This window comes from Bacillus alveayuensis, assembly GCA_030812955.1.
Lineage (GTDB): Bacteria > Bacillota > Bacilli > Bacillales > Aeribacillaceae > Bacillus_CB > Bacillus_CB alveayuensis.
Window position 1 is genome coordinate 1 of the sequence record JAUSTR010000008.1, and the last position, 11,823, is coordinate 11,823.

Below are 11,823 nucleotides of genomic sequence, written 5' to 3' on the forward strand. Positions count from 1 at the left end.
CTAAAATGTGGTGTGGTAACTTCATTTTACTAAAAAGGGCGATTTTTTTGTGCCTTTTAATTAAAAAATTTCAAAAAAGGGGCTCCAAAAAGTCAGTTATACTGACTTTTTGGACAGCCCCTCAGACTGTTGACAAGCGTTTACAAAATGTTGATCTCACATTTATTGTACAAGGTGTTTTAAATTTATTGTTCAATCCGTTCTTTTTGTTTTTTTACATGAAAAAAATGTTGTGTAAACATTGTTTGCGTTATAAGAAACATTCCACCAACCGTCCAATATAAAGGTAAGGCAGCTGGAGCGTTTAATGAAAATAACCCGATCATGACAGGGGAGAGAAGTCCCATCATCCTCATCGTCCCTTGCTGCTCTTTTGGAACATTTCGTAAAGACAACTGCATTTGTAAAAAGTAAATTCCAGAGGAAATGAGTGCCAGAGCGATGTCTGGTGAGCCCAAGTCAAACCATAAAAAAGAATGTTGAGCAATTTCTTTTGAATGTGAAATGGCATAATATAAACCCATTAAAATAGGCATTTGAATTAAAAGTGGCAAGCATCCAACCGATAAAGGATTAATTCCCTGTTCCCTATAAAACTGCATCATCTCCATTTGTACTTTTTGTTGTTCCTGTGAGTCTTTTGCTTTTTTCATCTTTTTTTGTAATTCGTCCATTTTTGGTTTTAAGGCATCCATTTTCTCTTTCATGACTTTCTGTTGTATTTGCTGCTTCAACATGATCGGCAATAAAATAAGTCGAATCAAGATGGTGATGATAATAATAGCGATTCCGTAGTTATCATTAAATAATGAAGCGATTCCTTCTATTGCTAATGAAAATGGTTGGACGAAAAACGTTTTGAAAAATCCCCCATTACTTGCGGTTCCTTCTACGGTAAAGCCTGATAAAATAGTAAAGAAAAAGAAAATGACAATTCCTTTAATGGATTTCATTGTTTTCCTCCTCAATTCGTTTATCGTTTTATTAGAGGAGGAAAACATAGTCATCTTCATCATCCGTTCCTTCTTTCCTTTTCACCATTTGAACTAAATAATGAAGAAATAGAAAAATTCTAGGTGAGTTTTCACTGATTATTGGGTTGATTAAATTCTCAGTTAAGGTAATTTGAAGGTTTGATGTTTGAGAAAAATAAGTATTTGTCGATTGCCAAAGAGACTGAAATAAGAATAGTACAATGAAAAAATAAATGTGTAGATATTGAGCAAATGAAAATGCTTCTATCGTTTGTTCGATATTCAACAACTGTTCACCTCAAATATAGCTAGCATATCTAACTATACTACGAAGGAATTTGTATAAAGTTTCATTTTTACATTGATTGTTTTTAAAAAAAATTTTTCTTTTTTTGTTTGCCACTTTGGCTACAGCTTGAGCAACAGCGGGAACGACACGCTTATCAAATACATGAGGAATAATATATTCTTCTGTTCAGTTACCCAAAATTTATCTTGCACAGTATAACAACAAGTAATATTCATCTCTTCACGAGCAATTAATCCTTCTTTTTCTAGCCTTTCCTTGTGAACAACTATTTCTTCTTTGCTTTCGACTTGAAATCCAAAGTGATTCACCTGATTTCCACTTACTTTTTCTCGAACATTGTTATTCTAAATTTATATGTTAACAGTAATTGGATAATTGTTTACAATAATAAGTCTTTTATATATAGTAATAGTAACGAAGAAAAAAATGGGGTGGATATCAACATGAATATTCGCAATATGATGTATGTTTCGTTATTTGCAGCAGTTGTTGCTGTTCTTGGTTTAATTCCACCAGTTCCTCTTCCTTTTACACCGGTACCGATTACGGCGCAAACGTTTGGTGTCATGTTAGCGGGAGCAGTGCTTGGTGCGAAACGGGGTGGATTAAGTTTACTCGTTTTCGTTTTGCTTGTTGCTGTTGGAGCTCCGATTTTATCAGGTGGCCGTGGTGGATTAGGCGTATTATTCGGTCCAACAGGAGGATATGTCCTTAGCTGGCCAATCGCTGCTTTTATTATTGGTTATTTTGTTGAAAAAAACTGGAATCATTTATCATTATGGAAAATGGTGATGTTCAACTTAATAGGTGGAGTTATTGTCGTATATGCAAGCGGTATTACTTATTTATCAATAGTCAGTGATTTAACATGGGTTCAATCAGCTATTTCAGCGTTAACTTATATTCCTGGGGATGTTATTAAAGCGGTTTTATCAGGAACGATCGCTTTACAAATTCATAAAACGCATCCTCTTATTGAGAAAAAAAATACATCGTTTAAACAAATGCTGTCATAATGTTTGTCTTGATTGGCATCCATTTTTTTGCAATAATATAACGAAAAAATAGGGGAGTAAGACATCCCCTATTTTTTGAAAGGTTATTTCGTATACTTTGTTGCTTGATGAATCGAATGACAGAAACGCTCTTTTATGTTTTTATCGCAGCATTCATACCGAAAAGAGCCTATTGAAAAAGGCTTGACCAAGTAGAAGTGAGCTTTTCAGTTAAAGCTTGCAAGGATTGCAATAATGTTCCAAATACACTGATTTGTTCCCCAGTTAAATGTACTTCTTTTCCTTCATCTAGTTCTGGCTTATCCTCTAAATTAACTGTTTCCGTTTGTTCATTTTCTTGATCGATCTTGGTACTCTCTGTCGTATTGATTTCCTCTTTTGTTTCTTCACTATCAACATTAACGGATGATTCGGCATCTCCTGCATCCATTTCTTCATTTGCATCATCCTTATTTTCAATTGCTTCTTCATTCATATCTTCAGCATTTTCATGATCTTCCTTTATTACGTCTTCATTTTCTTTTACTTCTTCATTATCAACTTCATTTTCTTTTACTTCTTCATTTTCAACTACATTTTCTTGTTCTTCTTTATTGTTATCTGTCATTTCTTCGTTCTTTTTCTCGTCATCGTTAGGCATTACAGCTAAAACAGCAGAATTTTTTGAAGCATGCGCCTTTGCTGTATCACTAGTATGCTCTTGTGCTTGTGAGTTGATTTTATTTTGATAGGATAGGTTTTTCTTTTCATTCATTTCTTTTTTCTCATGATGTTCCTTTACCTGTTCCTGAGCAACATTCGAGTTTGTCCACTCTTTTTCTTTTTGTTCCTTGGCTTCAACTTCTCCGCTCATAATGGCAGAAAGAGTCAAAGCACCAGTGAAAATAAACGAATACAGCATTTTTTTTCTCATAAAAATCCTCTCCTTTTTTTGTTGTTTGAAATTGAACCTCCTTCTACTTATAAGATTCTATAAAAAAACAATATATTTGATGGTTTAAAGAAAAAATAGATAAATTTTACTATTTATTTAAAAATATTTCCATTCATAAGGGGTGACTTAAAAAATGAGATGACTTTATGATGTTTTCATCAACTATGTTGCTTTCCGACTGTCTATGAAACGAACAAAGTACGTGGCCGGACAAATCTAAGTTGTCCGACCATCGACTTGCCTATGACAGTCGAAAAGCTATAGTAAATCTATAAATAAGAGAGGAAATATAAGCAACTTCGGATAATAGAAGGAAACGATAGATGGGGCATACTTATAGAAAAAACATTGATGAAAATAAACATTCAATCCATTGTCTCGATTGGATGTTTTACGAGTGAATTGTTTCATTTATGTTAAAACCAATATAGGTGATTACATCAAAATAAATAGTTCGACAATAATCAAAGCTGCCGTAATAAATAAAAGAATGCTTTTGATCCAAAAGAACTTTTTATGTTTATCAATGATTTTTAATTCTTTATGATTTAGCTTGGAGTTATGCGCTTTAATCCATTGCCTTACTTCTTGTTTATTGTTGCAGGTTGTTAAATAGGTTTCTCCATTTTTACCCGTCGCATTTATAACATAGCGACATGATTTCTTTTTAGCTAACACGGATCTCCCATCCTTTTCAAAAGAATGTGGCTATCGATATTTTAACAATTTAATTCGGGGTTTCAACCCCTTCTGAAAATATTTTTTGCTTTTTAATATTAAGAAAAATGAAATGGCTTTCAAAAATACTTGTGGATTATTTGTACTGTTCCTAGCGAATGAAACGAAGGAGATATTGTAAGCTGTTAGAGAGAAATAAACATAAGCTTAACATACTTTTTATAAGACTTTATGATAAAGAAAAAAGCTGCATGTATTTTTGCAGCTATTACGTCAAATTTTTCTTATGTCCTTCCATTAGTTGTTCAAATCGCTCCATTTCTTTTCGTTGGTGATTGGATAGATGATACGGATTTTTCTTTTTAAATCTTTTATGTTTCAAATCAATTTTGACTCCCATTTCGGTTTTTTGTTTAATTGCGGAATCATCAATAATCCCTTCGTACCGTCCATCAGGATGAAAGGATCTTTCTTGATGATGCATATCTTTTTCAGCCATTATATCAACTCCTTCTGTTTATAAGATGGCAATAAAAATGAGAAGATATGCGGCTAAATCCATTCCATGCTTTGAACATGGTAGGAAATTTTGTGTCAAGGAAAATCATTTGTTTGGACAGCCGAAAAGCTATAGTAAAGCAACAATCTTTTCGAAAAGAGCCTTTAATGAAAAAATCATTTTGAACATTTGCTTCAAAAGAATTGATAATTCATCCACTTATATACAAAAATGGTATAATACGAGTGGGAGATATTTAATGAAAGAGTGGTTTTAAAAGATGAAATGGTTGTCTTGGACCATGATTGTTACGGGGATTGTCATTATGGTATTTGGTGTTAGTAAAATTATACATACCCATTATTTGACAAACAAATCAATGGAAGAAGCAAAGGAGTTTGTGGAAGAAAAAAATTCCCATGAATTTATGCCGAATGAGGGTGAAGCTGTTGGGATTTTAAAAATACCTCGTTTACAAGCGGAATTACCCATTATCGAAGGGACGGACCCAGATGATTTAGAAAAAGGAGTAGGACATTACAAAGGGAGTTTTTATCCAGATGAGAATGGACAAATTGTTTTGTCAGGGCACCGTGACACTGTATTTCGGAAAATTGGAGAATTAAAGATCGGAGATGAGCTCATCATTGAACTCCCATATGGCACTTTTTCCTATAAAATGATGGATACAAAGATTGTTGATGCAGATGATACGAGTATTATTACATTACAGAATGAATATGAGGAGCTAATTGTTACAACGTGTTATCCTTTTTCCTATGTTGGGAACGCGCCTGAGAGATATATTATTTATGCGAAAAGAAATGCGTAATAAGGTTTTACAGCAATGGGGAAGGGCTTAGAGATTGTCAATTAATCGTTTGTAGACCGCTAGAAAGCTTTCAGCGGTCTTCTCAACCGATTAGGATATAAGCTTATATTTTATCCAAAACCTTTTTCATATCTTTTGGAAAGGGAGCTGTCACATCAATGATTTGATTGGTTATCGGGTGTTTTAATGTTACACGATTGGCATGTAGAGCTTGGCGGCTTATAAGCAAAGGCTGTCCACCATACAACTTGTCTCCGATGATTGGATGGCCAATATATGATAAATGAACTCGAATTTGATGCGTACGACCTGTATCTAATGTTAAACGAACAGCTGACACATTTAATTTTGGGGAATATTTTAAAACCTCATAGTGGGTGACAGCATATTTTCCATTTTTGGATACTCTTCTTTTGTTCGGATGATGCCGGTCCTTTCCAATAGCTGCTTTGATAACGCCAGATTTTCGAGTTAATTTTCCGTGAACAATAGCAACATATGTGCGTTTTAATGAGCGTTCTTTTAATTCCTGATCCAATATCGCATGTGCAAGACTGTGCTTAGCAAATACAACTGCTCCAGTTGTGTCTTGGTCTAGCCGATGAACATGTCTTGTTTTAGTGCTAATTCCATTCACTTGATAATAAAAAGCTAGAGCATTAGCTAAAGTATTTGTTTCATTTTCTTTGTTCGGATGTGTGTTTACTCCGGCAGGTTTGTTGAGAATAATTATATGATCGTCTTCATAAAGTACATCCACTTTTCGATAAACGGGTATAACACCGTAATCTTCCTTTGGAAACAAATGGATAGAGAGCCGGTCGTTTGTATATAACGGCAAAACCCAATATGGTTTTTTCCTATTTACTTTGACACCGTTATGTTGCCTCCATTGATGAACGAGTCCTTTAGGAGCTTTTATTTTCGTTTTGATCAGTTCTTGTAATGGAATCCCTTCCCATTCTTTTGGAATCATCCACTCAAACCATTCACCTTTACGTTTCACATTTATCACCTTTCTATATCTGTTCCTAGTATATATAATTTTTATATCCAATGTCTAAAAAGAACGGAAACACTTACCTCTAAAATGATGAATAATGCTATGTTATCCTTAGTAGGTAAAGAAAGATAAAAGGGGGATTATTAGTGAAAATTGTGCATGCAAGTACGGAGGAGCAAGAGAAGCATATCGAAGAACTCATTCAGCAGATGTATCATGAAATTTTCCCTATTTATTTTTCAGACAAAATGATGGAGGAGCTTGAAACCGAATTTTCTTTTAAACTTCATGAAGCCCCCAATTATCATGGAACGTTAAAAGAAGCATTTCAAGTTATGTCAAGCTTACAAGCATTAATTGCATTGTTTGAAAATGTCCATAAATCAGAGAAACATATTGAGAAATATAAAGACATGTATGAAAGAAATATGGATACTCTTAAGCGGTACGGTTTTAAGCTTCCTCTTACGTTTGAGAAATTTCTTGCCTCTTCTACAAAAGAAAATATGTTTAGCCGTTATTTAAAGCCTGCTAATAAATGGATAATATAATCGGTGCCTGTTTCACTTTTTACCTAATTCAATTCGTAAAAAAATGTAAAGCCGCTTCCTTTTCAAAGGAAAACGGCTTTTTTATCTCATGAAAAGATTTATTTAGAAGTCCATTTTGTTAATATTTCTTTATACGCTTCCTCTTCCTGTAAACCTTCAACACGTTCCACTTCTTTTCCATTAACAAAATGGACTAAAGTTGGAGTTGCTTCAATATTATAATGATCCCAGCCATCTGGAAATTCTAGTAAATTAAATTGGTCAATATGGATATTCATTTTTTCAGCAATTGGCATTAAAATTGGAGTTGCCTCTTTACAATAAACACAAGTAGAACTATAGAAATACACGATCATATCTTCTTCATTTTTCAACTTTTCGTCAAGTTCTTTAGGAAGAATAATGTTTTGATAATTTGGGTCATCTAATAGCTCAATGGTAGCTGGGTCTAAATCATTTTTGTTATATGGATTATCTCCAACCTCAGCGATTTTTTGCTTATTTTGATAACTTGTAACAAATGCTAATAATCCGAACAGTATTACAATAATACTTCCAAATATGATAATCTTTTTCAAATGAATCACCTATCCTTTTCGACGTATAATAAGAAAGCTAGTCGTAAACACAATCGAAAATCCAATCAATGCTAAAAAAGGAATGGTAATAAATCCAAACCAATTGATATACTCTCCTGTACATGGGACACGTCCACAAGCCGGTGCATTCTCACTTAGAAAAGGAATTTTTTGGATTGAATAGTGGTATATAGAAATCAATCCACCAATGGTAGATAAGGTCAAGGAATACAAAGCTATTTGGATATCTTTCCTAATTATGGCGAGACCAAGTATGATCACAAGCGGATACATAAAAATTCTTTGAAACCAGCAAAGATCACAAGGAATAAATTTTAGCACTTCGGAAAAATAAAGGCTTCCAAGTGTTGAAATAAATGATGCTCCCCAACCTATCAACAATAAATTTTCTTTTCGTTTATCCATCATCACTTATACCTCATTTATTTTTTGTACAAGCACATTATAGTACACACTTATTTCGATTTTAAAGAGTAAAAACTGAAAATTCCTTAACAATTGCTGAATTTGTGGAAATTATTCCTAATCATAATTCATCACTGCTAGTTCAAACTATCAACGAAAGGAGTGATTGATTATGAATACTTTAAAAGATATCATGAGTCAAAACGTCATTTCAGTTTCATCCAATCAATCGGTTCAAGAAGCGGCTCAGTTAATGAGTCAGCATAATGTCGGAGCAATACCTGTCGTTGACAATGGTCAACTAAAAGGAATTATTACAGACCGTGACATTACCTTGCGCACAACGGCTAAAGGAATGGAAGAAAATACTCCTGTTTCACAAGTGATGTCAACAAACCTTATATTTGGTAATCCGGATATGAGCCTTCAAGAAGCGGCGCAATTAATGTCTGAAAATCAAATTCGCCGTTTACCAGTAGTTGAGAACAATCAAGTAGTCGGTATGGTTGCATTAGGAGATTTAGCGACGAATACGATGTCTGATGAATCTGCTGGAGAAGCTTTAACAAACATTTCTAAAAAAGATGAACAAACCTTTTAATGATGAAAACAAAACCGGCCTTAAAACTAGGCCGGTTTTTAATATACGCCAAGCTGTTAAATGTTACGGGCTGCACGGGCTGCGAAGCTCCATGACCTAAAAAACGATCATTCCTCCCCAAATATACAGTTGAAAATCTTTTCCATCCATTTATAATAGGAACAGGAGAAAAGGCTGGTGAAACTGCTAGTTTCATTTATTGTTCCTTACCCTTAGTGTAACTTCTTTCAATCAGTCAAAAAAATTACGGTTTTGTTTATTTTTAAGGAGTGATATGCTTTGAGCTTTTATGGGCAATCGATTGTCCCTGCCATTCGAAATATGAAGCAATTTGATCGATTCTTGCAAAGTGATTTTGAATACGGTGTATTGCTTGATAGTCATTTAGGGCAAGTAAAACATATAGTAAAAGAAGGGAAACATCATCATAAAAAGCTCCTCATACATGTTGACTTAATTCAAGGCCTTAAGCATGATGAATATGCAGCTGAATTTTTATGTCAGGAAATCAAGCCAGCTGGCCTCATTTCAACGAGATCATCTGTAATCGCGAAAGCTAAGCAAAAAAAAGTGTTTGCAATTCAGCGGCTTTTTTTAATAGATTCAGGGGCTTTAGAAAAAAGCTTAGAGCTAATAAAAAAATATGAGCCTGATTACATTGAAGTTTTACCTGGCATTGTTCCACGTCTTATTCAAGAAATCAAAAATAAAACTGGCATTCCCATTTTAGCAGGAGGATTTATTCAAACAAAGGAAGATGTTCAGCTTGCCTTAAATGCCGGGGCGAATGCTGTGACAACATCTGATGAGAATCTCTGGTTAATATAGTCTTACTAAAAGTATTGACAACGTTTTCATCGTTTGTTATTCTTTTAACAAAGTTAATAGTTGTGATGGAGAAAAGGAGATCCACAACAGCTCTCTCCGACTTTGGAGGGATTTTTGTTGTGGATTTTTTCTTTATCTAGCCTTTCTCTATTAAAAATCTTGTTAATTGGAGGGAAGCTCGTGACTGCATTTATGGGGGAACTAATAGGTACGATGATATTAATTGTGTTAGGAGCAGGGGTTTGTGCAGGTGTTAATTTGAAAAAATCATTCGCACAAAATTCTGGTTGGATCGTGATTACATTTGGATGGGGATTAGCTGTTGCAATGGCAGTATATGCTGTAGGTGGGATAAGCGGGGCTCATTTAAATCCAGCTGTAACAATTAGTTTAGCGATTGTCGGTGATTTCCCATGGAGTTTGGTACCATCGTATATCGTGGCACAAATGATAGGAGCTTTTTTAGGAGCTGTCCTCATTTACTTTCATTACTTGCCGCATTGGAAGGAAACAGAGGAGCCTAGTGTAAAATTAGGAGTTTTTTCAACAGGTCCGGCAATTCAAAATACATTTGCCAACTTTTTTAGTGAATTGTTTGGTACCTTTATATTAGTACTAGGTATATTAGCAATTGGAGCGAATAAATTTACCGAAGGTCTAAATCCGCTCATTGTCGGCTTTTTAATTGTTAGTATCGGTTTGTCATTAGGAGGAACAACTGGATACGCAATTAATCCAGCAAGAGATTTAGGGCCAAGAATTGCTCACTTTATTTTACCGATCCCAGAAAAAGGAAGTTCCAATTGGAAATATGCATGGATCCCTGTAATAGGGCCTTTAGCTGGCGGCACATTCGGTGGATTATTTTATCAATATATCTTTGAAGGAAAAGAAGGCCATCAATTTTGGATTGGAAGTTTTGTCCTAGCTGTTATTTTACTAGTAATTTATTTCATTAACAAAAAAGAAGCTTCGATTTCTCATACCAAAAAAGCCGTATATTAAATAAAAGGGTTTTGGAAAAATTTCAAATATTAAAATAATGGGGGAATGAAAATGGAAACGTACATTTTATCACTAGACCAAGGAACAACAAGCTCAAGAGCGATTCTTTTTAATCAAAACGGAGAGATTGTTCACATTGCTCAGAAAGAGTTTACACAGTATTTTCCTCAGCCAGGCTGGGTTGAGCATGATGCAAATGAAATATGGGGTTCAATTTTAGCGGTTATTGCATCATGTTTATCCGAAGCAGAAGTAAGCCCTGAACAAATAACAGGGATCGGCATTACGAATCAACGGGAAACGACCGTTGTTTGGGATAAAGAAACGGGAAAACCGATTTACAATGCCATCGTATGGCAATCGCGGCAAACAGCTGATATTTGTGAAGATTTAAAAGAAAAAGGGTACGATTCTTTATTTCGCGAAAAAACTGGTTTATTAATTGATGCTTATTTTTCTGGAACGAAAGTAAAATGGATTTTAGACCATGTAGAAGGAGCTAGAGAAAAAGCAGAGCAAGGAAAGCTTCTATTCGGAACGATTGATACGTGGTTAATTTGGAAGCTATCTGGTGGAAAAGCTCATGTAACAGACTATTCTAACGCTTCTCGTACATTAATGTTCAATATTCATGAACTTAAATGGGACGACGAACTGCTTGAGATTTTAGGTGTGCCGAAAGCAATGCTCCCAGAGGTGAGACCTTCATCGGAAATTTATGCGAACACAGTTGATTATCATTTCTTTGGCCAGGAAGTACCGATTGCAGGAGCAGCAGGTGATCAACAAGCAGCATTATTCGGTCAAGCATGCTTTGAAGAAGGTATGGCAAAAAATACATACGGTACAGGCTGTTTTATGCTTATGAACACTGGCCAAAAAGCAATCAAATCCAACCACGGGCTTCTGACAACCATTGCTTGGGGAATTGATGGAAAAGTAGAATATGCACTTGAAGGAAGTATTTTCGTTGCAGGTTCTGCAATTCAATGGCTTCGCGATGGCTTGAGAATGTTCAAGGATGCCAAAGACAGTGAAGCATATGCAGTAAAAGTCAAATCAACAGAGGGGGTTTACGTTGTCCCTGCCTTCGTTGGTCTTGGAACGCCGTATTGGGATAGTGAAGTAAGAGGAGCGGTGTTCGGTTTAACACGCGGTACTACAAAGGAGCATTTCATTCGTGCAACGTTAGAATCTCTAGCCTATCAAACAAAAGATGTTCTTGGTGCAATGGAAAAAGACTCTAGTATTTTGTTAAAAACATTGCGTGTAGATGGAGGAGCTGTGAAAAATAATTTCTTAATGGAATTCCAAAGCAATATTTTAGGGGTTCCTGTTGAGCGGCCTGTCATTAATGAGACAACGGCCCTAGGTGCGGCATATCTTGCTGGGCTTGCTGTCGGCTATTGGAAAAATCGGGCGGAAATTAAGAAGCAATGGAATTTAGATAGACGATTCGTGCCAATGATGACAGAAGAAAAACGGGAAGAGCTGTACAATGGGTGGAAAAAAGCTGTTCATGCGACGATGGCATTTAAGTAAAACTTTTTCGTACACGGTGTTTTAACATAAAGCTGTTGTCGTAAAC

The 11,823-nt window shown here is 35.1% G+C and carries 15 protein-coding genes and 1 pseudogene; 7 read left to right on the forward strand and 9 right to left on the reverse strand.

The genetic code is table 11. The annotated features are described in order from the left end of the window. Positions 1–185: 185 nt before the first annotated feature. The 3 genes and pseudogenes from yidC to J2S06_RS09855 form a co-directional block, all read right to left on the reverse strand. Positions 186–953, reverse strand: coding sequence for a membrane protein insertase YidC (gene yidC / locus J2S06_RS09845; RefSeq protein ID WP_419152165.1), 768 nt, complete (start codon positions 951–953; stop codon positions 186–188). Positions 954–984: 31 nt separating this feature from the next. Further along, positions 985–1,260 carry a hypothetical protein gene (locus tag J2S06_RS09850; protein ID WP_419152166.1) on the reverse strand — a complete coding sequence of 92 codons (276 nt, stop codon included), beginning with the start codon at positions 1,258–1,260 and terminating at the stop codon, positions 985–987. Positions 1,261–1,448: 188 nt separating this feature from the next. Beyond that, a pseudogene (locus J2S06_RS09855) lies at positions 1,449–1,622 on the reverse strand (ArsI/CadI family heavy metal resistance metalloenzyme); the annotation flags it as partial. Between the two features lie 105 nt (positions 1,623–1,727). Between J2S06_RS09855 and J2S06_RS09860 the strand changes: the two are divergent. After that, positions 1,728–2,300: a biotin transporter BioY gene (locus J2S06_RS09860; protein WP_419152167.1), complete on the forward strand. Its 573-nt coding sequence runs from the start codon at positions 1,728–1,730 to the stop codon at positions 2,298–2,300. Between the two features lie 169 nt (positions 2,301–2,469). On the opposite strand, the gene J2S06_RS09865 is transcribed toward J2S06_RS09860, so the two are convergent. From J2S06_RS09865 to J2S06_RS09875, 3 genes are all read right to left on the reverse strand, one after another. Continuing rightward, entirely contained in the window at positions 2,470–3,213 is a 744-nt protein-coding gene (locus J2S06_RS09865; protein WP_419152168.1) for a hypothetical protein, read from the reverse strand. Positions 3,214–3,669: 456 nt separating this feature from the next. Further along, positions 3,670–3,912, reverse strand: a complete 243-nt coding sequence (locus J2S06_RS09870; RefSeq protein ID WP_044894250.1) for a hypothetical protein — start codon at positions 3,910–3,912, stop codon at positions 3,670–3,672. Positions 3,913–4,180: 268 nt separating this feature from the next. Further along, positions 4,181–4,411 (reverse strand): hypothetical protein, encoded by a 231-nt coding sequence (locus J2S06_RS09875; RefSeq protein WP_419152169.1) that lies wholly within the window; start codon positions 4,409–4,411, stop codon positions 4,181–4,183. A 280-nt stretch (positions 4,412–4,691) separates the two neighbouring features. On the opposite strand from J2S06_RS09875, the gene J2S06_RS09880 reads away from it, so the two are divergent. Beyond that, positions 4,692–5,243 carry a class D sortase gene (locus J2S06_RS09880; RefSeq protein ID WP_419152170.1) on the forward strand — a complete coding sequence of 184 codons (552 nt, stop codon included), beginning with the start codon at positions 4,692–4,694 and terminating at the stop codon, positions 5,241–5,243. A gap of 103 nt (positions 5,244–5,346) precedes the next feature. Here J2S06_RS09880 and J2S06_RS09885 read toward each other — a convergent pair whose 3' ends face one another. Continuing rightward, the gene (locus J2S06_RS09885; RefSeq protein WP_152642979.1) at positions 5,347–6,255 is read right to left on the reverse strand and encodes an RluA family pseudouridine synthase; all 909 of its coding nucleotides are present in this window, start codon (positions 6,253–6,255) and stop codon (positions 5,347–5,349) included. A 137-nt stretch (positions 6,256–6,392) separates the two neighbouring features. Between J2S06_RS09885 and J2S06_RS09890 the strand changes: the two genes are divergently transcribed. Then, positions 6,393–6,797: a DUF5365 family protein gene (locus tag J2S06_RS09890; protein ID WP_419152171.1), complete on the forward strand. Its 405-nt coding sequence runs from the start codon at positions 6,393–6,395 to the stop codon at positions 6,795–6,797. Between the two features lie 98 nt (positions 6,798–6,895). Here J2S06_RS09890 and J2S06_RS09895 read toward each other — a convergent pair whose 3' ends face one another. Further along, entirely contained in the window at positions 6,896–7,375 is a 480-nt protein-coding gene (locus J2S06_RS09895) for a thioredoxin family protein (RefSeq protein ID WP_419152172.1), read from the reverse strand. 9 nt (positions 7,376–7,384) lie between these two features. Next, on the reverse strand, positions 7,385–7,801 hold the full coding sequence (locus tag J2S06_RS09900; RefSeq protein ID WP_419152224.1) for a disulfide formation protein C: 417 nt from the start codon (positions 7,799–7,801) through the stop codon (positions 7,385–7,387). 172 nt (positions 7,802–7,973) lie between these two features. On the opposite strand from J2S06_RS09900, the gene J2S06_RS09905 reads away from it, so the two are divergent. From J2S06_RS09905 to glpK, 4 genes are all read left to right on the forward strand, one after another. Further along, complete coding sequence (locus tag J2S06_RS09905) at positions 7,974–8,402, forward strand: CBS domain-containing protein (protein WP_044894243.1); 429 nt, start codon at positions 7,974–7,976, stop codon at positions 8,400–8,402. Positions 8,403–8,681: 279 nt separating this feature from the next. Continuing rightward, a complete protein-coding gene (locus J2S06_RS09910) occupies positions 8,682–9,230 on the forward strand; it encodes a glycerol-3-phosphate responsive antiterminator (RefSeq protein WP_419152173.1) in 549 nt (182 codons plus the stop codon). A 180-nt stretch (positions 9,231–9,410) separates the two neighbouring features. Beyond that, complete coding sequence (locus J2S06_RS09915) at positions 9,411–10,235, forward strand: MIP/aquaporin family protein (protein ID WP_419152174.1); 825 nt, start codon at positions 9,411–9,413, stop codon at positions 10,233–10,235. Between the two features lie 51 nt (positions 10,236–10,286). Then, on the forward strand, positions 10,287–11,777 hold the full coding sequence (gene glpK / locus J2S06_RS09920) for a glycerol kinase GlpK (protein ID WP_419152175.1): 1,491 nt from the start codon (positions 10,287–10,289) through the stop codon (positions 11,775–11,777). Positions 11,778–11,823: the final 46 nt, after the last annotated feature.